We start from the raw sequence: 21,397 nt of genomic DNA on the forward strand, positions 1-21,397 counted from the left end.
CCTGCGAAGGAGATCAGCAGGAAGCATCTTGCTGCCAGTGCCGGGTTCATGAAGTTCTGACCCAGACCACCGTAAAGCTGTTTTACAACGATAATTGCAAATACACCGCCAAGTGCCGGAATCCACAGCGGAATCGTTGCCGGCATATTCAGCGCAAGAATCATACCGGTTACGACTGCACTGAAATCAGAGATCGTGATCGGCTTCTTCATTCCTTTTTCATAGACATACTCACTCAGCACGCAGGCTAAAATCGTTACAATCAGAACCAGCAGGGCATGAAGACCAAACTGGAACACGCCGTATGCCGTTGCAGGTAACATAGCAATCGCTACATCCATCATGATGCTACGGGTTGTCTCACTGCTACGCACATGCGGGGACGAAGACACATTAAATAATTTACTCATTTCTTATTCGCCTCCTGCGCTTTCTTTCTGCGGTTAGCCGCAACCGTCTTTCTCATTTCCTTAAATGCCTGAGTAAGCGGTCTCTTGGCAGGACAAATGAAAGTACAGCTTCCGCACTCCATACACTCCATACCATTTATTTTCTCGAATCGGTCACAGTCACCCTTGAGTGCTGCGTCCATCATCATAACCGGAACAATATGGCTCGGGCATACGCTGATGCACTTACCGCAACGGATACACGGAGTCTCCTGATTTGCCTTGACCTCATCCTTTGTAAAGCAGGTCAGAGCAGAGTTCGTCTTGATGACCGGAACATCCAGAGTAAACATTGCCATACCCATCATAGGACCACCGGAAATCACCTTCTCCGGCTCGGTCTTGAATCCGCCAGCTGCCTCAACGATCTCCTGCATGTTCGTACCAATCTTGACACGGAAGTTCTGCGGGTTTGCCACAGCATCACCAGTCACGGTAAATGTACGCTCCATCAGCGGAGTGGTCTTGCAGACTGCCTGATAAATTGCGCGCATCGTATCTACGTTGTCCACGATACAGCCTGCATCTGCCGGGAGCATGGAGGAATTTACCTTGCGCCCTGTGATTGCATAAATCAGGGAACGCTCACCACCCTGCGGATACTTGGTCTTTAACGGACATACGGAAATACGAGGCTCGTCCTTCACAAGCTCAGTCATCTTTTTGATGGCCTCCGGCTTGTTGTCCTCGATACCGATCACACCTTTTGCCTTCTCAAACAGCTGAAGAACGACTTTCAGTCCTCCGATTACCTGCTCAGGAGCCTCCATCATCAGACGATAGTCGGAAGTCAGATACGGCTCACACTCTGCACCGTTAAGCAAAATGTAATCGATCGCATTCTCATCCTTCGGAGAAAGTTTTACGTTGGTCGGGAAGCCTGCACCGCCCAGACCTACAATTCCCGCTTCCTTTACGATGGTGCGAATATCCTGCTTGGAAAGTGTGGACGGATCACGGTCTGCTCCCAGACCCTCTACCGTGTTGTACTCTCCGTCATTGGTTACCACGATGGAATTCACCATCGCACCACTGGCAACTCTGCGCATCTCCACTGCCTTTACTGTTCCGGAAACTGAACAGATTACATTTGCAGAGATAAATCCACTGGCTTCGCCGATTTTCTGACCCACCAGAACCTGATCGCCTTTTTTTACAAGTGGCGTTGCCGGAGCACCGATGTGCTGGGACATCGGATATACCATATCGCCCTTCGGCATCAGGACCTGAACCGGCTTGCTCTCAGACAGTTCTTTTCCCTCGAAAGGATGAACGCCGCCTCTAAATGTAGCCAATCCCATTACCTTTACCCTCTTTCTATACATTTTCGACTTCTATTGACAAATAATCTCGTTTGTCATCTGTATCAGTATAGCACATTTGCGTAAATTAGACAATTTCATCTTTAACATTGTATACAAAAACCAGCACCGATTTTCCTTGTAAATTCAACGTTTTGGGCAGTTTTTTCTCCCAATTTTCGTTAAATTTCAAACAGGTTTTTCCCCATTTCACCCGCACGATTTTTCTGAACCACAGATTTTTTTCTTCTTTTTTGGCTTTTTCCGTTAAATTCCCGTTAATAAATGATAAAAAAATATCATTATTCTTTACCATGCTAAAGTTCTATTAATTTTACTTATAGATCTATTGAATTATTGCAGTTTTTTTATCAGTAAGCAGATTTCAAAATTTCTTTTTATTTTTTTTTGATTTTGTGCAATAAAAATGCTCCGTCCTGCATTAACCTAATGAACGGATGAAAAGAGCTTTTGTTTTTGGCTGAGGCGAGGCAGTAACCATTTAGGTATTTTAATTTATTTTTTTACGAAATTCCTTAATGCATTACACCCCATCACACACACGCCTTTCCACGGCCGAAGACAAGACTGTTTTCAATCAGAGGAAGCGTCACTGGCGCTTCCCTGATATACATAATAAAAAAAGAAAACAAAAAAGAAGCGCAACTTCCGGAACTTATGATCCGAGAGTTACGCCTCTTTTTTTATTGTCTTTTTATTTTATCAGGGTGTCTCATCCGCACACCCACTGATTCAAACAGCTCTTGCATTGATTCTATAATCTTGCATCTTGCAATCAGTCTTTGTCTTTTCTGCCAAAGAGACCCTTCTTGTGCTTCTCCTTCGGTGGTTCTTCTCCACGCATCAGCGCATCGTAAGTGCGAAGTGCTTCTTTCTGAGCCTCCGTCATGCGATCCGGCACCTGAACAACGAGGGTGACATAGTGATCTCCGCGCAGATTGCGATTGCGCAGGGACGGAACACCCTTTCCTTTCAGACGGACTTTCGTATCGGTCTGTGTTCCCGGCTTCACCTCAAACTCAACCTCGCCGTCGACCGTCTTGATGCGGATCGGTCCGCCGAGTGCTGCCGTTGCAAAGGAGATCGGAACGGTTGAGAACAGGCTTGTATCCTGACGCTTGAAGATCGGATGCTGGGAAACCACGATCTCAACGAGCAGATCGCCTCTCTCTCCACCATTCGTTCCCGGCTCACCACCGCCTGCACAGCGCACGCACTGACCATTGTCGACACCGGCAGGAATAGTAACCTTGAACGTCTTCTTCTTCGTGATGTATCCGGTACCATAGCAATCCGGGCACTTCTCCTTGATGACCTTACCCTTACCACCGCACTCCGGACAGGTCTGCACATTCTGCACCTGACCAAAGATCGACTGCTGGGTGTAGAGAATTCTTCCCTTACCACCACATTTCGGACAGGTCTCCGGGGATGTTCCAGCCTTCGCTCCGCTTCCGTGACAGGTTGCGCACTCCTCTTTGAAATTGATCTCCACTTCCTTCTCGCATCCAAAAACAGCTTCCTCGAAGGTAATACGGACTGCGGTGCGCACATTTGCTCCACGCGCCGGACCATTGTAGGAGCTTCCTCCACGGCTTCTGCCACCGCCGAAGAAATCTCCAAAGATGTCCCCGAAAATATCGCCCATGTCGCCGTAATCGAATCCACCGAAACCGCCTGCTCCACCGCCTGCGCCTCCGTCAAATGCGGCATGACCGAACTGGTCATACTGTTTTCTCTTCTGCGGATCACTGAGAACACTGTATGCCTCAGATGCTTCCTTAAATTTCTGTTCAGCCTCTTTATCCCCCGGATTGGCATCCGGATGATACTTCTTGGCAAGCGTACGATACGCTTTTTTCAGAGTGGCCTCGTCTGCATCTTTTGAAACACCCAAGACCTCATAATAATCTCTCTTATTCTCTGCCATAACCAGGTTCCCTTTCTTCTTCGCGCTGACTGCTCATTCCTGTCCTAAGTTTTGATCATTGCCCAGCCCAGACGGTCTACCGGCGCATACCTGCGGAGCATTGAGACAATGCAACGAAATGGCTGTCGCATACCCCAAAGAGTTCCTCTCGGCACCCTCCGGAAATACGCGCCAGCCTATTTTCTATCTTACTTTTTTAATTCAAGTCGACGCTCGCGCTACCGGCTCATAATTAGATTCGTATGTTTTTATTATACTTCCTTGAAGTCGCCGTCAATGACATCATCGCCGTTGTTTCCTGCATCACCTGCATTTGCACCGGTTGCACCGCTCATATCCGGACCTGCACCCTGAGCGCCTGCACCTGCCTGGCTTGCCTCGTAAACCTTAGCAAACAGAGCCTGTGCACTCTTCATCAGCTTCTCCTTGCCAGCCTTGATATCCTCTACCTGAGCATCAGTCATCTGATCAATCGGTGCGCGGTTGATTGCATCCTTCAGGGCATTCAGATCAGCCTCAACGCTTGCCTTGTCGTTTGCAGAGATCTTGTCGCCAACCTCCTCCAGTGCCTTCTCGGTCTGGAATACCATTGCGTCTGCATCGTTTCTTGCATCGATGCCTTCCTTCTTCTTCTTATCCTGAGCCTCAAACTCAGCAGCTTCCTTGACTGCCTTGTCGATATCGGACTCGGACATGTTAGAACCGGAAGTGATCGTGATATGCTGTTCCTTGCCAGTTCCCAGATCCTTTGCGGATACATTTACAATACCGTTTGCATCGATATCAAAGGTAACCTCGATCTGCGGAACACCTCTTCTTGCCGGCGGGATACCATCCAGACGGAACTGACCGAGGGTCTTGTTGTCGCGGGCAAATTCACGCTCACCCTGTACAACGTGAATGTCTACTGCAGTCTGGTTATCAGCAGCAGTGGAGAAGATCTGGCTCTTTCTGGTCGGGATCGTGGTGTTACGCTCGATCAGCTTGGTTGCGATGCCTCCCATGGTCTCGATGGACAGAGACAGCGGAGTAACATCCAGCAGAAGCACATCACCTGCGCCTGCATCGCCAGCGAGCTTACCACCCTGGATAGCTGCACCGATTGCAACGCACTCATCCGGGTTTAAGGACTTGCTCGGCTCACTGCCGGTCATCTGCTTTACCTTATCCTGTGCAGCGATCATTCTAGTGGAACCACCTACCAGAAGTACCTTGCCCAGATCAGAAGTGGTCATGCCTGCATCTCTCAGAGCGTTCTGTACCGGAACTGCGGTGCGCTCGATCAGGTCATGAGTCAGCTCGTCAAATTTTGCTCTGGTCAGGTTCATATCCAGATGCTTCGGTCCCTCTGCGGTTGCAGTGATGAACGGAAGGTTGATGTTGGTCGTGGTAGCTGTGGACAGCTCCTTCTTTGCCTTCTCAGCTGCTTCCTTCAGTCTCTGCATTGCCATCTTATCGCCGGAGAGGTCTACGCCCTCTGCCTTCTTGAACTCGTCAACCAGCCACTGAGTAATACGGTTATCGAAGTCATCACCACCCAGATGAGTATCACCGTTGGTTGCCAGAACCTCGATGACGCCATCACCGATCTCGATCAGGGATACATCGAAGGTACCACCACCAAGGTCGTATACCATGATCTTCTGCTCGTTCTCGTTGTCCAGACCATAAGCCAGTGCAGCTGCGGTCGGCTCGTTGATGATACGCTTTACTTCCAGACCTGCAATCTTACCTGCATCCTTGGTTGCCTGACGCTGTGCGTCGTTGAAGTATGCCGGAACCGTGATAACTGCCTCGCTTACCTTCTCGCCCAGATAAGCCTCTGCATCTGCCTTCAGCTTCTGAAGGATCATTGCGGAGATCTCCTGCGGAGTGTAGCTCTTGCCATCGATGGTTACTTTATAATCAGTACCCATATGTCTCTTAATAGAAGCGATCGTGCGGTCTGCGTTTGTTACAGCCTGACGCTTTGCCGGCTCACCTACCAGACGCTCACCAGTTTTTGTAAATGCAACAACAGACGGAGTTGTACGGGAACCTTCCTGGTTCGGGATAACAACCGGCTTTCCGCCTTCCATAACAGCTACACAGCTGTTTGTTGTACCAAGGTCGATACCAATAATCTTGCTCATAAATTTTTCCTCCTGTTTCATTCAGAGTCTATGTCCTGCCTGATAAAACCAATTCAAACCGATTTCCTTTTAACCGGAATCGCATCAAATCAATTTTTCAGGTACGCATTGCCATTAGTTTGCTACCTGTACCATGCTGTGACGAACAACGGTACCGCGGTATTTGTAACCTTTCTGAAGTTCCTGGGAGATCTCATTCTCTCCGAACTGATCGTCCTCCACATGCATCACGGCGTTGTGAAGATTCGGATCAAACTGCTGACCCTTCGCCTCGATCGCCTCGACGCCTGCATCCTCCAGAGTCTTTACAAACTGCTTGTAAATCTTTTCTATGCCTTCGGCAAAGGATGAACCCTTCTCGTCCTCCGGCACAGCTGCCAAACCTCTCTCGAAGTTGTCAAGCACTGGGAGAATCTTTTCAATGATGTCTCTCGCTCCAACCTCATACATCGCAGATTTCTCTTTTTCCGTGCGCTTACGGAAGTTATCAAATTCTGCCATCTGTCTTCTGAGACGGTCCTGAAGCTCTTCTATCTTGGCATCCTTCGGATCTTTCTTTCCGGATGCTTTCTCAGCCTCTGCATCCTGCGCAGTCTGCTCAGCTTCTGCATTTGCCTCTGCCTGAGCGTTCTCAACTGCCTCGTCCCTCACAGCTTCTGCTGTCTCGGACTCAGGAGTGCAGGTCTTGTTCTCATTCTTGCTGTCCTGACTCATGGTTTCTCACCTTTCTTCATTCTTAAAAGTTGCATCCAACTGTTTCATCAGGTTCTTTAAGGTTCCAAGAACTCTCTCATAGTCCATGCGCTTCGGACCGATGATTCCGATCGTTCCTCGAATTCCCTCACCCAACTCGTAATTGGCGGTCACCACACTGCAATCTTTCATTGTCTGCAACGGGGTTTCATTGCCAATGTACACCTGAATGCCGTTCTCCCGATTCTCGTCTGACTCGTTCACGTCATCGATCAGCTCTCTGAGCTTATCTTTCTGCTCTAAGGTACTGATCAGCTGACTTGCTTTCTCTCCGTCACTGAGCTCCGGGTATTTAAAAATATTGGTCGCACCGCTCGTATAAATCTGAAGATCATCTTCATCCGCCCGGATCGCTATCGCTACCTGCGTCAGCACCTGATCCACAATCTGACTGTACGAGCCAGCCCGTTCTTTCAGACGTGTGATCACATCCAGGTTGATCTCCTCGAGGGAGAGACCGTTCAGTGCGCTGTTCAAGAGAATATTCAGATTCAGCAGTTCTTCCTGACTGATCGCGCTCGGCACATCCAACATTGTGTTCTTGACCAGATTGCCCTCAACAACCACAACGACGAGAAGTTTGTGCTCATCCATCTGGGAGAGCTGAATAAACTTGAGTTTGTTGCGATGGTACTGAGGTCCGCTGATCATCGCAGCGTAGTTTGTGTTCGCCGCCAGCATCTGTGCAAGACGTTTCAGAACGAGTTCCACTCGGTCCACACGCTGAATCATCAGTTCCTTGACTTCGGTTACTTCCTGTTGTTTCTCCTGCATGATCTGATCCACATAGAAGCGGTACCCCTTATCCGAGGGAATCCGTCCCGCAGAGGTGTGAGGTTGCAGGATATATCCCATCTCCTCCAGATCAGACATCTCATTGCGGATCGTCGCGGAGCTGAGCTTCAGATCCGTGAACTTGGAAATCGTTCTGGAACCAACCGGCTCCCCTGTCTCCAGGTAAGTCTTGATGATCGCTTTCAGAATTGTAATCTTTCTGTCATCCAGTTCCATTTGACTTCCTCCTTCCGCGTTATTAGCACTCGTTATTGAGGAGTGCTAACATTCTGTGATTAATATACTTTAATGGCACTCGTTTGTCAAGGGGTTTTCTAAAATTTTTGAGTTTTTCTTCCTATATATTTTAATATTTTACGCTTTATTGCTTACCCGATGCTTTCCTAAATAAGTTTCTTCATTACGCTTCTTCTGCCTGCTTATCTACGTGCTCCTCACACTGCATCCAATTCCTGAAAACCCGCTTGCGCTTCTACCTTTACAATCCTCCCCTAATATCACTATAAGATAAAAAAGCAAACATTAAATCTCTGCTTTACCAAACTCTGTTAAATCCCTCTTCCACATTTTCCCTTGACAAATTCTCAAAAACATGTAAAATAAGTACTCATGGCGCATATATTACAAAATTGTTACATATATTTAAAATGTGTGAATTGTTTGTTTACATTTTATTATGTAATTATTCAGCAATAATTACATGCAATCAGTAGGTCTGTATCCTACCAGATTTGACAAACAAAACGTAACAATTTTGTCAACGAAGAAAGGAATGATGAGTTTGAAACGAGTATCCATATGTGCACTGCTTACCTTGATGATTACCCTTTTTGCTGGAACTGCTTTACAGGCATGGGCAAGTGAAAAGGCTGGATATTTTGATGAGATGGACGGAAGCGTGATCGTCGGATGGGGCTGGGATTCTTCCTCGCCAAACACGGCTGTGCCTGTTCACATCACTGTTACAAGAAAAGAAGATGGCGAAACCGTTGGAAATTATACACCGACCGCCGGTGTCTATCGTGAAGATCTGGAAGCGGATGGAATCGGAAATGGTCGCCACGGTTTCCGAATCTCAATGGACTGGAACACCCTTCCAGATGGAACTTATGAGATTCGTGGTTGGTCCGGCGACGAAGAATTCGCAAACACACAGACTTACATAAAAGGTGAGAAAGAGGAAGAGACCGCAGAATCAGGCGAGTCCTCTGCTGATATTCAGGCATCCTCTGCAACACCGGGAATGAAATCTCTCGGATATTTCCGCACAACCGGTTACTGTCCTTGCCGTCAGTGTTCCGAGGGTTGGGGACGCCGTACAAGCACCGGAACGATCGCAACCTCTGGTCGCACCATCGCTGTTGACCCACGCATTATCCCATACGGAAGTAAAGTTATGATTGGCGGAGTCATTTACACAGCTGAAGATCGTGGAGGCGGAGTTCGCGGAAAGCATATCGATATCTTCTACGACAGCCATTCCCAGTCCAAGGCTCATGGTGTCAAACAGCAGGAAGTTTTCCTCTTATATTAATCCTATAAAAAATATTTTTTCACACAAAAAAGCTCTGAGTTTCCAGACCATTTAAAACAAATCTGAAAACTTAGAGCTTTTTATAATACCTGTTTGTCTAAAACTCAAATCTTCTTAAATTATATAAATAAGCTATGCAATAACTTTTATCAAGATTTAATCGTGCTGTGGCGACGAAAGGCGCGGAAAGTGCGTGCAAACCCGTGTGAGACGTCGGTGTTTAGGTCGCGTACTTTGCGACCTTATGCACCGCTACGTCGAACCCGGAGCGAGAGCACGTTTGCACGCACTTTAACCGCCGTCGGAGCCACCCCAACCACCCAAAAATCTGCTAAAATTCCCTTAGAATCTTAATTTCTTAGGATCTAACATGCTTGCAGTTAAATAATCTGCCTGTATTCTGCATGTATCTGGAAATAAAAATGCAAATTATCAGAAATTTTGATCTTACTTCTCAGCCAGTTCTTTCTCATAAATCTCAATCACCTGCTTCATCGCATCCGGTCCCGGAGCACCGATCGTCACACGCTTCTGTACACAGGTCTTCATGCTGATTGCCTCATAGACATCCTGCTCGAATACTGGGCTGATGCTCTTGAACTCCTCAAGGCTCAGATCATCAAGTGCACAGTTCTTCTCGATACACATCAGAACCAGCTGACCTACAATTCCATGCGCATCACGGAACGGAACACCATGATTTACAAGGTAATCTGCTGCATCCGTCGCATTTGTGAAACCGTTCTTTGCGCTGTCTTCCATGCGGTTCTTGTTGAACGTCATCGTGGAAATCATTCCGGTGAACAGAGCCAGACTTCCCTTTACGGTATCAATCGCATCAAAGGTCAGCTCCTTATCCTCCTGCATATCCTTATCGTAAGCTAACGGAATTCCCTTCATCACCGTCAGAATCGACATCAGCGCGCCGTATACACGACCAGCCTTTCCGCGAACCAGCTCTGCGATATCCGGATTCTTCTTCTGTGGCATGATACTGCTTCCGGTGCTGTACGCATCGTCGATCTCAACAAAACGATACTCATTGCTGTTCCAAATGATGATCTCCTCGCAGAAACGGCTCAGATGCATCGCAATCGTAGAGAGTGCGGACAGAAGCTCAATCACATAGTCACGGTCAGAAACAGAATCCATGCTGTTTAAGGTCGGACCATCAAAGCCGAGAAGCTGTGCGGTGTACTCACGATCCAGCGGATACGTCGTTCCTGCCAGTGCTCCAGAACCGAGCGGGCAGTAATTCATACGCTTGCGAATATCATGCAGACGACCGCGGTCACGGCGGAACATCTCAAAATATGCTCCCATATGATGAGCAAGCGTTACCGGCTGTGCCTTCTGAAGATGGGTAAATCCCGGCATCCAGGTCTCCAGATTCTCCTTCATAATCTTTAAAAGCTCCTCGAGAAGCGTCTTTACCAGACCATCGATCTCATCGATCTCATCACGACAGTAGAGCTTCATGTCCAGTGCAACCTGATCATTACGGCTACGTCCGGTATGCAGACGCTTTCCTGCCTCACCAATGCGCTCCGTCAGATTTGCCTCAACGAAAGAGTGAATGTCCTCATGCTCCTTCGTAAATACCAGCTTTCCAGACTCAAGATCTGCAAGAATTCCCTTCAGACCATCAATGATTGCCTTCTTGTCGTCCTCAGAAACAACACCCTGCTTTGCCAGCATCGTCACATGGGCAATGCTTCCCTCGATATCCTGATGATAAAACTTCTGGTCAAATGACAGAGACTCGTTAAAGTTGTGTACCAGCTGATTTTCCTCTTTTGTGAAGCGTCCGCCCCATAATTTCATAGTGCTGTTCTCCTTTTCTTCTGTTTTTCTTTTCTTTGATTTTGTTTTCTTTTCCTCTGTTTTTTGTTTTATATCTTTACTACTTTATATCATTTTCATGATCTTCTTCCCCATCACTCTGATTCTGTTGGTTCTGTCCATGCTTTTGCTCATACAGACGGGCATTTCGGAATAAACGCACCGTTCCGAAAATCATCAGCAAAATCACAATGCTTCCGACTGTAATCCAAGCACCAGGCATCAGACCTTCCGGGAAATATTTCATGGAAATCGTGTGTTCACCCGGAGTCAAATCAACTCCGATGAAGGCATCCAGCACTTTTTCTGCTGTCTGCTCCTCTCCATCCACAAAAATCTTCCATCCCTTGTCATAGGGAATTGTCGTCATCATCACACCTGAAGCCTTGCAGGTGATCGTTCCCTCAAGCGTGCTGTCTGTCCAGCTTGTCAGAGTCCACGGCTGTTCAGACAACCGGTCGTATACCGATCTGAGTCCCGGCTCCGAGAAGCGATAGACACTCGCATCGAGCGGTTCGCTTGTCTCCTCCGCTGTCAGGACAACCTCCTCGCCGGAAACGCACCATCCCAGCTCCAGAAGATACCCGCGATCTGTGTTTGTAAATGTCCGGCTTCCATTCCAGGTGTCTGCGGAAACTTTTTCCACCTTTTTATTTCTGACATAGGCATAATACAATCCACTCTGTTCCGGGGTGAAACTCATCGAAGCTCCGTCATCCGCGACATCCATCATCATCTCGAGCACCTGATCGGCTCCGATCGCATCCGCAAGACTGTTCTGGACATCGGCAGGCTTGCTGTTGTCGAGTTCCCAGCGCAAGAAGAAATCGCGATTCACAAGGAATCCCCGTGGAAGCGTATACTTGTTTTCATACAGCCAGGTCTCATTTTCCTGTGCAAGAAACGTCTGAAGTCCCGAATCCGGCTGTTCCTGCGGATAAAGCCCATATTTCACAGAAAACAGAGAGTCGATTAACGGAGTACTTCCCGTGATGCTGTATGCATTTGTTGAACTCTCACAGCCGAGTTTCTTGAACAACTTAGACAGATCTGCACTCGCTGTTGAGGAGAAAAGCGATACGGACGGGAAATGCATCCACGCACCGTCATTTTTCGTCTTTCCCTTATCCTTCTTTATGCGGAAAAACGTCTCATTCGGCTGAACGGTTGAGACAAGATTTTCCACTGCCGAGTTATCCCTCGTGTACTCAGTCCGGCTCGTCGTCGTCACACTTGTGACTGCCGTATTGACAGATGCCTCGATCGTCACAACCGCAAGCGTATAAAACAGGATGATACAGCGCCATCTCGGTTTTTTCTTATACCACGCAATTCCCGCAAGGTAAAGCGCCAGAAACAGAATCGCGACGTAGAAAACCACAAAGTGAAACTGCTCATTGTTCTCAAGCAGTTTTTGAGCCATCAGCACAAACGCAACCGCATATCCAAATGCTCGCACAACCTGTTTCCACGGTGTCTGCGCCAGATGAATATAAGCCTCATAACAGATCAGAAGCACAAGCCAGATATAGATGTAAGACTGGCGACACGGTAGACTGTTCGGATAGTGAAATCCATGCCAGATATAGTTCAGCACATTGATCGAGAAGCTCGCAAGGAAAAAAAGCAAAAGTACACAGGATACCACTTTTTCCTTCGGGCGGATCTGCCGACATCCCAGATAAAGGAAAAACAGCATGATCACAGCGACTCCGCAATAAATGTTTGGCCAGTGATCCAGCCCGATCTCCGTCTCGACATTTCCAATATGGCGCGCAAGCATATCAAAGATCGAAAAATACTGCGTGAAGGTCTGTGGAAACGTCGAACTTCCCGATGCCGTTGACTGCAAGGCAAAAATCTCCGGCAAAAGCACAACCGCCGACAGACCTCCCGCCAAAAGCGAATAACCCGCAAACTGAAACAGGCGTCCGACAAATTTTTCAAGTGTCATCTCCTGCTCCAGAATCAAAAGCGCAATCATATAGAAGACGAGGAACATGCAGGTCATGATCGAGATATAATAATTGGAAAGGATCGAAAATCCAAGAAGAAGGCAGTATGCCATTCCCTTTCCCTCTTTGACCAGATGCTCAAGCGCCAGCATAATCAATGGGAAGATCACGATACAGTCGAGCCACATGATATTCCAGCTGTACGCCGCCATATATCCTGACAATGCATAAAAAATGCCGAAAAATACGATTCCAAAATCCTGCGTCTTGCAGTGATGTCTCAGATAATAGGCCATGCTCCAACCGCAGAGTCCGATTTTTACGACAATCGAGATCGTCATAAATTCAATCACATACTTTGCCGGACAGAGAAGAATCAGCCAGTTTAGCGGACTTGCCAGATAGTAGGCAAAAAGTGCCGCAAAATTGACTCCCATTCCGACATCCCAGCTGTACAGCAGACTTCCACCGTGCGTCAGCTTATAGCGAAATTCCGAGAAGAACGGGGCATATTGGTGATACATATCCGTCCTGAGAAATGATTCTTCTCCAAACGGAAAAATTCCTCTCTGGATAAAAATCAGCACCATGACAATCACCGGAATGAGAAAAGACATCAACAGCGCATATTGGGGGCTGACCATTTTCAGATTCGGAAATACTTCTGATTCATATTCATATCCCTCATATTCATCCTGTAACTGTCCTTGTGGCGATCTTTGTAATATCGGATTGCATCTTCGATTGTAATCCTCTCGATCCTGTTCCTCTAGATCATTCTCAAGATCCTCAATCAGCGCCCGTTCCCCCTTCTTTGTCTCCTCTTCCTGACGGTGTGCGCGAATTCTCGCAGTTAAACTACTCTCACTCATCTCCCAACCGTCCCGCCAGACCGGATGACGGTCTTTTTTTGTCTCATTTTGCATAAATCAATCCCCTGATGTATTCGCAGTCGTGTTATTCCCTTTTTAATTATTTCTTATTAAATATAAAGAGTTTGCTCAGCACATAATTTAAAACCAGAGAAATCACCGACACTGCAATCTTACAAATAAAATCCTGTGAAATCTTCAAACCACTGACCATGACGATCATCGCGACCAGCGTGAACAAGCCGGTTGCCATTCGACAGATCACAAAAGAAGAAAATTCTTTCCACACCTGTCTCGGGTGAAGATCCCAGCTGTTAAACACAAACAACTTATTTGTGATAAAGGCAAACAGCACTGCCATCGCCCAGGAACCGACTGTCGCCAACCGGTAATCCACCCCTGCCCGTCTCATAATCCAGTAACTGATCCAGTCCGTCAGGGTTGTCAGCACGCCGAAGATCAGATAGGAAACCGTCTCCCGGTTCACAAACTTCTTCCATAAACGTTCTGCCATTCTTTTTCTCCCTGCTCCACGTTTTTATTCATTCATTTGTTTGCTTGACTTATCAACGTTATTTTCTCAAATCTCTGATGATAGGTCGATATGTCCATATACCCGCCTGCGAGGTTCATTTTTCCTCGGGCGCGCATATAGAGTCATTATAGGACAGGGAGCAAAAAATGTAAAGGTATGATGAATAGTTACCTGTTTTCTTATAATAAAGAGGAGCCCTCACAGAACAATGCGATTTCTCTTCTGTTCTATGGGGGCTTCTCTTCTGTCACTGTCTTATTTCCGTAACCTTTTTTCTTTTATACTTCTTTTTTGCTTCTTTTTATGCTTCTGCCTTGCTCTCTGCCGGAGCTACTGTCTTTTCAACCTTCTCCTTGTCTGCAAGCAATTTGTCAATGCTGACAATCTTTACACAGAGTGCAAACAGCTCCATAGCCAGGATCAGATCTCCCAGCGGTGGGTAGGACGGAGCGATACGGATGTTGCAGTCATGCGGATCCTTTCCATATGGATAGGTCGCACCGGCACCGGTCATCACAAGACCTGCCTTCTTACACTTTGCAACAACGTCCTTTGCACAACCATCAAGCGTATCGAAGGAGATGAAATATCCGCCCTTCGGGGTCGTCCAGCTTCCGATTCCAAGACCGCTCAACTCTCTGTCGAGAATGCTCGTAACTGCCTCGAACTTCGGGCGCAGAATGTCAGCATGGCGACGCATATGCTCTACCATTCCGTGAATATCCTTGAAGAAACGTACATGACGAAGCTGGTTTACCTTGTCATGACCGATCGTCTGATACTTTAACTGCTTCAGAATGTCCTCCAGGTTGTTGCGGGAGGTTGCGATTGCTGCAATACCGGAACCCGGGAAGCTGATCTTTGAGGTGGACGAGAACTTGTATACCAGATCCGGATTCCCGGCGCGCTTACACTCTGCCAGAATCTCAATCAGATGATCCTGATCATGGTCATACAGATGATGGATGCCGTATGCATTATCCCAGTAAATACGGAAATCCGGAGCTGCCGGTTTCAGGCGGGCAAAACGGCGAACTGTCTCATCAGAGTAGCTGTTTCCGGTCGGGTTGGAGTACTTCGGCACACACCAGATTCCCTTGATGCTCTCATCGGTGGACACAAGTTTCTCAACCATATCCATATCCGGACCATCCTCGTTCATCGGAACGTTGATCATCTCAATTCCGAAATACTCGGTGATTCCGAAATGGCGATCATAACCCGGAACCGGGCAGAGGAATTTTACTTTGTCGAGCTTGCACCACGGAGTACAGCCCATTACGCCGTGTGTCATCGAACGGGATACGGTATCAAACATGACATTCAGGCTGGAGTTTCCATAGATAATGATATTGTCCGGAGATACCTCCATCATATCACCAATCAGTTCCTTTACCTCCTTGATGCCGGTAAGAACGCCGTAGTTACGGCAGTCGGTTCCATCCTCACAGGTCAGATCTGAATCGCTGTTAAGCACATTCATCATCTCCATGGAAAGGTCAAGCTGTTCTGCGCTTGGCTTACCGCGGGACATATCAAGCTTTAAGTCTTTTCCCTGGAATTCCTTGTACTGGGCAGAAAGTTTTTTTCTGAGTGCCTGTAATTCTTCCTTGCTCATCTCTGCGTATGACTGCATCTTCTCGTCCTCCTCATCTGGCGGGCCGGGATGCCAGATGAGATCCGGCACCCTCGCCTCTATTGCTTTCTATTTCATTTTACATGAAACTCTAATGACTGACAATCTCGCATTTGTACAAAATTTAACGAAATTTTCACCTTTTCTTTTGACGTTATGCGTTTTTATCATCGGATCATTCTTTTTGCACATTCCGTTTTTGTCTTCCACACTCTGCTACTATGCTACTCTTACTCTACCTGCTCATCAGCTCACGCACAAGTGCATTAACGACAGCAGGATCTGCCTTGCCCTTCATCGCACGCATCGTCTGACCGACGATGAAGCCCATCGCCTTCTCTTTTCCTGCCTTGAAATCTGCGACAGACTGCGGATTCTTCTCAAGGAGTTCCTCGATCGTCTTTTTCAGAGCGCCCTCATCGTTGACAACCTTGAGTCCGTGTTCCTCGACATAAACTTCCGGATCGACATCCTCGTTAAAGACTGCCTCAAAGACATTTCTTGCAACTGTGCGGTTTACGACATTCTTGTCCACAAGCTCAATCAGTTTTGCGAGATGTGCCGGAGAGAATTTCATCTGCTCGGCATCCTTCTCCTGCTCCTTTAACAGACGCATTGCCTCCGTCATCAGCCAGTTTGAAACTTCCTTCGGCTTTCCGGAAAGTTTCACGGTCTCTTCAAAGACATCTGCCATATGCTTGGAAGCCGTCAGGATCTCGGCATCGTACTGCGGAATACAAAATTCTTCCTGATAGCGCGCAAGTTTCTCGGTGCGAAGCTCCGGCTGGGCGTTGCGCACACGCTCAAGCCACTCGTCGCTGATGATAACCGGTGTCAGATCCGGGTCCGGGAAGTAACGGTAATCCTGTGCATCCTCCTTGGAACGCATCGCACGGGAGGATTCCTTGTTGTCGTCCCAACGACGGGTCTCCTGAACAACTTTTCCGCCATCCTCAAGAATCTCGATCTGGCGCTCCCGCTCTCCCTCAATCGCATGAGCGATCGCCTTGAAGGAGTTCAAGTTCTTCATCTCGGTTCTCGTTCCGAATTCCGGTGCCCCGACCTCGCGGACAGAGAGGTTGACATCGGCACGCATGGAACCCTCCTGCAGTTTGCAATCGGATGCTCCGAGATACTGAATGATCAGGCGAAGTTTCTCGAGGTACGCAATGACCTCGTCCGCACTTCTCATATCCGGCTCAGAAACGATCTCGATCAGCGGGACTCCGCTTCTGTTATAATCGACGAGAGAGCAATCCTCCCACTCATCATGGATCAGCTTTCCGGCATCCTCCTCCATGTGGATCTCATGAATGCCGATTTTCTTTTTTCCGCCAGCCGTCTCGATCTCGACCCAGCCATCGTGACAGATCGGAAGATAGAGCTGGGAAATCTGATAGTTCTGCGGATTATCCGGGTAGAAATAGTTCTTTCGGTCAAACTTGCAATACTGATTGATTCCACAGTTCGTCGCAAGACCAACTGCAAGTGCATACTCAACAACCTGCTTGTTTAAGACCGGCAGGGAACCCGGCATACCGGTGCAGACCGGACAGGTGTGGGTATTCGGCGCACCGCCAAACGCCGTGGAACAACCGCAGAAAATTTTGGTTTTGGTCGCCAGCTCTACATGAACCTCAAGACCGATGACCGTCTCATACTGTTTGCTCATCTTATCTCTCCTCCCGTTCTGCCAGTTCTGGCGCCTCGTATCCACCGCGACTGCACTCAAATGCGTAACCTGCGCGGATGATATTTTTCTCCTTGAAGCAATCACCGATCAGCTGAAGTCCGATCGGAAGTCCCTTGGAATCTTTTCCGCACGGAACGGTCATTCCCGGGAGACCTGCAAGATTTACAGAGATCGTGTAGATATCTCCGAGGTACATCTGAAGCGGATCACTCAGAGACTCTCCGAGCTTCGGTGCCGTCGTCGGAGCTGCCGGTCCGAGGATCACATCGTACTTCTCAAACGCCTTGTCAAATGCCTGCTTGATCAGTGCCTTTGTGCGCAGTGCCTTCAGATAATATGCATCGTAATAACCGCTTGAGAGAACGAACGAACCGAGCATGATACGACGCTTCACTTCTGCCCCAAATCCTTCCGAACGGGTCTTTTTGTACATATTATGAAGACCTTCGTACTCTTTCGTGCGGTAGCCGTACTTCACACCGTCAAAACGGGAGAGGTTCGAGCTTGCCTCCGCGGATGCAATGACATAATATGCCGGGATCGCATACTCGACAAGACTCAAGTCAAACTCCTCGACGATTGCACCCTTTGCCTCGAGAACTTTTGCGGAATTCAGAATCGCTTCCTTTACCTCCGGGTCAAGACCCTCTCCGAGGTAATCTTTCGGAATTCCGATTCTCATTCCCTTCACATCATCGACAAGAGCGGAAGTGAAATCGCAGTCCTCACGCTTTACCGAAGTGCTGTCCTTCAGGTCGTGGGAAGCAATCACTTCAAGAATTGTTGCACAGTCGGTCACATCCTTTGCAACCGGTCCGATCTGGTCAAGAGAAGAACCGTAAGCGATCAGACCATATCGGGAAACCGTTCCGTAAGTCGGCTTGATTCCGGTCACTCCACAGAATGAACTCGGCTGACGAATCGAACCGCCAGTATCTGAGCCAAGTGCGAAAAAGCACTCATTTGCAGAAACTGCTGCACAGGAACCGCCGGAAGAACCTCCCGGAACGTGCTCGGTGTTCCACGGGTTTTTCGTCTCACCGTATGCGGAAGTCTCAGTTGTGCTTCCCATTGCAAACTCATCCATGTTCGTCTTTCCAAGGATGATTGCGCCCGCCTTCTGTAAGTTCAAAACTGCCTCAGCAGAGTAGGTCGGAACAAAGTTTCCAAGAATCCTGGAACTGCAAGTGGTCAGCAGATCCTTCGTGCACATATTGTCCTTGATTGCAACCGGTACACCTGCAAGCGGTCCGGTCAAGACTCCATCCTCAATCTTTTTCTGCACCTCCTCTGCCTGCTTGAGTGCGCCCTCCTCATCGACCGTCACATAACAGTTTAAGGACGGCTCCAATGCCTTGATCTGCTCAAGAACAGCCTTCGTGGCAGTCACAGCGGTTACCTCGCCCGCTTTAATCTTTTTGCCGAGCTCAACGGCAGTTAAATCCAGTATACTCACCGCGTTTTCCTCCTGTCCTTCTCTTCTTATTCTACGGTCTTCGGCACCTTGAATGCGCCGTCCTTCTTCTCCGGTGCGTTCTTCAGGATCGCCTCGTGATCATCACCGTTTGTCACAACGTCCTCACGGAACACGTTGTTGACCGGAAATACATGGGACATCGGCTCTACTCCGCTCGTATCCAGCTCATTCAGCTTGTCAATATAGTCAAGCATTCTTCCCATATCTTTCTTTGCTTCCTCTTTTTCGGTCTCAGAAAGCTCTAATTTTGCCAGAATACCAACGTACTCAATCGTCTCGTCACTGATGATATTTGCCATCGTTCTCTCTCCTTTCACGTTCCAATTTCCGTTTTCACGTTCACGCTCTTTGCATCTGTGCTTCTTGCACCTGTGCTCTTCGTTCTTCGTATTTACATTCTTTGTATTTACACTTTTTACATTTCTGTTTTTCAGATGCTTACGGCTCCAGTCTCGTCACATCACGCGGGAAGAGAGAAGTCTCGCGGACGTTCTGCTCGTCTAACAGACGCATCGTCAGACGCTCAAGACCGATTCCCAGACCACCGTGCGGTGGCATTCCATACTTGAAGATCATCAGGTAATCCTTGATGTCCTCCGGGTCCATTCCACGCTTTGCCATCTTCTCAAGAATCATGTTGTAGTCATGGATTCTCTGTCCGCCGGTCGTGATCTCAAGTCCTTTGTACAGAAGGTCAAAACTCAGGGTGAAACGCGGATCTGCCGGATCATCCATCGCATAGAACGGACGCTTCTTACTCGGATAGTGGGTGACAAAGACGAAATCGCTGTTGTACTCCTCCTTAAAGTAACGACCGATCAGAACCTCTTCCTCCGGCTCAAGATCAAATGGGTTGCGGATCTTTCTGTTGTACTTCTCAGCGACAAGCTCTTTTGCCTTATCGAAACGAACCTGCGGGATCTTTTCGATATTTTCGAGCTGAATTCCGAGCATATCGAGTTCTTTCTTGTACTCCCTGTTCAGAAGCTCCATCGTGTACTTGAGGAAACCGGTTTCCATCGCCATCACGTCCTCGAAGCTGTCGATATATCCCATCTCAAAGTCAAGTCCGATATACTCATTCAAATGACGGGTGGTGTTGTGCTTCTCGGCACGAAATACCGGAGCAACCTCGAAGACGCGGTCAAATACACCAACCATCATCTGTTTGTAGAACTGCGGGCTCTGTCCAAGCTCTGCTTTCTTGTTGAAGTAGTTCAGTTTGAAGACGTTTGCTCCACCCTCTGCTCCGCGGGAAACGATCTTCGGGGTGTGCACCTCGGTGAATCCCTGAGAGGAGAGGAACTCGCGGAAACCACGGACAATTCCTTCCTGAACCTTGAATTTTGCACGCTCTCTGACGTTTCTCAAAGAAATCGGGCGAAGACCCAACTTCGTCTCAAGGGAAGTGTTCATCTTCCACTTGTTGATTGCGATCGGCATTCCCTCTGCCGGCTCGGAGAGCACGCGGATTGTCTGCAAACGAATCTCAAAACCGTGCGGAGCACGCTCCTCAAGAGCAACTACGCCGGTGACCTCAACCGCTGACTCCTCTTTGAGTTCTTTTAAATTGAACTCGGTCTTTCCCTCTTCAAATACGCACTGAACGAGACCCTCTGCCTTTCGCAGAATCACGAAAGCGACCTCTCCCATATCCCGGACATTGTGGACGGCTCCGTTCATGCAAACGGTCTTTCCCACATAATCCTGATCCAGAATCTCCTGGATGCCCACAACCTCTTTTTCTTTTACTCCTGTTAAAAATTCCATGTCTCTTTTCTCCTTACCTGTATGCGTTTTGGGATTCTAAATCGCGATCTCCGGAACCGGGTCAGACATAGTTTTTTAATATTGGATAACAAAAAACCCGTCCCGGAATATCGCTGCATATTCCGGGACGGGACATTATTCTCATGTTCCGCGGTACCACCCGCATTGAGGCCGATCCAGTGCAAAAACCGGCGCTCCTCTCTCGACATGTAACGTATGTCTGACGGATACCCCTACGCAATTTCCAAAATAGGATCAGAATGATCAATATCCATCTGAACTGTCTGGAAATTCTTTCAGAATACCAGCTCCGGAGTGTTCCCTTTCGCCAAGTCCAACATGACCGCGCTCTCAGTCGGTGACGCCGTCTTCCTGTCGAAGTCCTTCTGGCAAGAGTCTCCTTCTCAGCCGTTTTGGTGCTTTGCCGCACTAAATTGGTATTATATTAGCACATGCTTTTTTCGTTTGCAATACCTAATTTTCACAAACATCCTGCTTTTCGGGAGCACGGTTTCTGTTGATATTGACTTGAATTGGGATGATTTTCTGCACATACGACAATCTGGAATCATATTCTGAATACAGAAAAACAAATGAGAAAACCTGATTTTTCTGAAGATTTCCGCATAAAAAATAAGGACAAAAAAGTAATACAAAATAATTATCATAAATAGCGTAGATAAAACAGTTGGACTTTCGATG

Annotated in this window: 16 protein-coding genes; 1 reads left to right on the forward strand and 15 read right to left on the reverse strand. The window is 47.9% G+C overall.

Annotation, left to right across the window (positions count from 1 at the left end; translation table 11 throughout):
• The 7 genes from AC4EVX_RS04915 to hrcA all read right to left on the reverse strand — a co-directional run.
• Nucleotides 1-410, reverse strand: a 410-nt coding sequence (locus AC4EVX_RS04915; protein ID WP_490159695.1) for an RnfABCDGE type electron transport complex subunit D, incomplete at its 3' end; no start/stop codon positions are given.
• Nucleotides 407-1,750, reverse strand: coding sequence for an electron transport complex subunit RsxC (gene rsxC / locus AC4EVX_RS04920; RefSeq protein WP_177978318.1), 1,344 nt, complete (start codon nt 1,748-1,750; stop codon nt 407-409). The genes rsxC and AC4EVX_RS04915, both read right to left, overlap by 4 nt.
• A gap of 88 nt (nt 1,751-1,838) precedes the next feature.
• A complete protein-coding gene (locus tag AC4EVX_RS04925; protein WP_490159696.1) occupies nt 1,839-2,066 on the reverse strand; it encodes a hypothetical protein in 228 nt (75 codons plus the stop codon).
• 480 nt (nt 2,067-2,546) lie between these two features.
• Nucleotides 2,547-3,701 carry a molecular chaperone DnaJ gene (gene dnaJ / locus AC4EVX_RS04930; RefSeq protein WP_490159697.1) on the reverse strand — a complete coding sequence of 385 codons (1,155 nt, stop codon included), beginning with the start codon at nt 3,699-3,701 and terminating at the stop codon, nt 2,547-2,549.
• A gap of 251 nt (nt 3,702-3,952) precedes the next feature.
• Nucleotides 3,953-5,833: a molecular chaperone DnaK gene (dnaK, locus tag AC4EVX_RS04935; protein WP_177978316.1), complete on the reverse strand. Its 1,881-nt coding sequence runs from the start codon at nt 5,831-5,833 to the stop codon at nt 3,953-3,955.
• Nucleotides 5,834-5,947: 114 nt separating this feature from the next.
• Complete coding sequence (grpE, locus tag AC4EVX_RS04940) at nt 5,948-6,547, reverse strand: nucleotide exchange factor GrpE (RefSeq protein WP_177978315.1); 600 nt, start codon at nt 6,545-6,547, stop codon at nt 5,948-5,950.
• Nucleotides 6,548-6,553: 6 nt separating this feature from the next.
• The gene (gene hrcA, locus AC4EVX_RS04945) at nt 6,554-7,597 is read right to left on the reverse strand and encodes a heat-inducible transcriptional repressor HrcA (RefSeq protein ID WP_177978314.1); all 1,044 of its coding nucleotides are present in this window, start codon (nt 7,595-7,597) and stop codon (nt 6,554-6,556) included.
• Between the two features lie 559 nt (nt 7,598-8,156).
• Between hrcA and AC4EVX_RS04950 the strand changes: the two genes are divergently transcribed.
• Nucleotides 8,157-8,915 (forward strand): 3D domain-containing protein, encoded by a 759-nt coding sequence (locus tag AC4EVX_RS04950; RefSeq protein WP_408612093.1) that lies wholly within the window; start codon nt 8,157-8,159, stop codon nt 8,913-8,915.
• A gap of 447 nt (nt 8,916-9,362) precedes the next feature.
• Here the strand turns inward: AC4EVX_RS04950 and argH are convergent, their stop codons facing one another.
• The 8 genes from argH to aspS form a co-directional block, all read right to left on the reverse strand.
• Nucleotides 9,363-10,739 (reverse strand): argininosuccinate lyase, encoded by a 1,377-nt coding sequence (argH, locus tag AC4EVX_RS04955; protein WP_490159698.1) that lies wholly within the window; start codon nt 10,737-10,739, stop codon nt 9,363-9,365.
• Nucleotides 10,740-10,818: 79 nt separating this feature from the next.
• Nucleotides 10,819-13,638 (reverse strand): YfhO family protein, encoded by a 2,820-nt coding sequence (locus AC4EVX_RS04960; RefSeq protein ID WP_490159699.1) that lies wholly within the window; start codon nt 13,636-13,638, stop codon nt 10,819-10,821.
• Between the two features lie 46 nt (nt 13,639-13,684).
• Entirely contained in the window at nt 13,685-14,098 is a 414-nt protein-coding gene (locus AC4EVX_RS04965) for a GtrA family protein (protein ID WP_177978311.1), read from the reverse strand.
• A 322-nt stretch (nt 14,099-14,420) separates the two neighbouring features.
• A complete protein-coding gene (locus AC4EVX_RS04970) occupies nt 14,421-15,755 on the reverse strand; it encodes an aspartate aminotransferase type Ic (protein ID WP_177978310.1) in 1,335 nt (444 codons plus the stop codon).
• Between the two features lie 235 nt (nt 15,756-15,990).
• Nucleotides 15,991-17,427, reverse strand: coding sequence for an Asp-tRNA(Asn)/Glu-tRNA(Gln) amidotransferase subunit GatB (gene gatB, locus AC4EVX_RS04975; protein ID WP_177978309.1), 1,437 nt, complete (start codon nt 17,425-17,427; stop codon nt 15,991-15,993).
• Nucleotide 17,428: 1 nt separating this feature from the next.
• Nucleotides 17,429-18,904 (reverse strand): Asp-tRNA(Asn)/Glu-tRNA(Gln) amidotransferase subunit GatA, encoded by a 1,476-nt coding sequence (gene gatA, locus AC4EVX_RS04980; protein ID WP_177978308.1) that lies wholly within the window; start codon nt 18,902-18,904, stop codon nt 17,429-17,431.
• 26 nt (nt 18,905-18,930) lie between these two features.
• Complete coding sequence (gene gatC / locus AC4EVX_RS04985) at nt 18,931-19,224, reverse strand: Asp-tRNA(Asn)/Glu-tRNA(Gln) amidotransferase subunit GatC (RefSeq protein WP_177978307.1); 294 nt, start codon at nt 19,222-19,224, stop codon at nt 18,931-18,933.
• A gap of 139 nt (nt 19,225-19,363) precedes the next feature.
• Nucleotides 19,364-20,695 (reverse strand): aspartate--tRNA(Asn) ligase, encoded by a 1,332-nt coding sequence (gene aspS / locus AC4EVX_RS04990; RefSeq protein ID WP_177978306.1) that lies wholly within the window; start codon nt 20,693-20,695, stop codon nt 19,364-19,366.
• Nucleotides 20,696-21,397: the final 702 nt, after the last annotated feature.

The organism is Brotaphodocola sp. (genome assembly GCF_983179755.1).

Bases quoted from the DNA above. Each gene is read 5' to 3' on its own strand.
- argH (WP_490159698.1), bottom strand. From the start codon at position 10,739: ATGAAATTATGGGGCGGACGCTTCACAAAAGAGGAAAATCAGCTGGTA.
- hrcA (WP_177978314.1), bottom strand. From the start codon at position 7,597: ATGGAACTGGATGACAGAAAGATTACAATTCTGAAAGCGATCATCAAG.
- AC4EVX_RS04965 (WP_177978311.1), bottom strand. From the start codon at position 14,098: ATGGCAGAACGTTTATGGAAGAAGTTTGTGAACCGGGAGACGGTTTCC.
- dnaK (WP_177978316.1), bottom strand. From the start codon at position 5,833: ATGAGCAAGATTATTGGTATCGACCTTGGTACAACAAACAGCTGTGTA.
- grpE (WP_177978315.1), bottom strand. From the start codon at position 6,547: ATGAGTCAGGACAGCAAGAATGAGAACAAGACCTGCACTCCTGAGTCC.
- gatC (WP_177978307.1), bottom strand. From the start codon at position 19,224: ATGGCAAATATCATCAGTGACGAGACGATTGAGTACGTTGGTATTCTG.
- dnaJ (WP_490159697.1), bottom strand. From the start codon at position 3,701: ATGGCAGAGAATAAGAGAGATTATTATGAGGTCTTGGGTGTTTCAAAA.
- AC4EVX_RS04925 (WP_490159696.1), bottom strand. From the start codon at position 2,066: ATGGTAAAGAATAATGATATTTTTTTATCATTTATTAACGGGAATTTA.
- AC4EVX_RS04960 (WP_490159699.1), bottom strand. From the start codon at position 13,638: ATGCAAAATGAGACAAAAAAAGACCGTCATCCGGTCTGGCGGGACGGT.
- aspS (WP_177978306.1), bottom strand. From the start codon at position 20,695: ATGGAATTTTTAACAGGAGTAAAAGAAAAAGAGGTTGTGGGCATCCAG.
- AC4EVX_RS04950 (WP_408612093.1), top strand. From the start codon at position 8,157: ATGAGTTTGAAACGAGTATCCATATGTGCACTGCTTACCTTGATGATT.
- rsxC (WP_177978318.1), bottom strand. From the start codon at position 1,750: ATGGGATTGGCTACATTTAGAGGCGGCGTTCATCCTTTCGAGGGAAAA.
- AC4EVX_RS04970 (WP_177978310.1), bottom strand. From the start codon at position 15,755: ATGCAGTCATACGCAGAGATGAGCAAGGAAGAATTACAGGCACTCAGA.
- gatB (WP_177978309.1), bottom strand. From the start codon at position 17,427: ATGAGCAAACAGTATGAGACGGTCATCGGTCTTGAGGTTCATGTAGAG.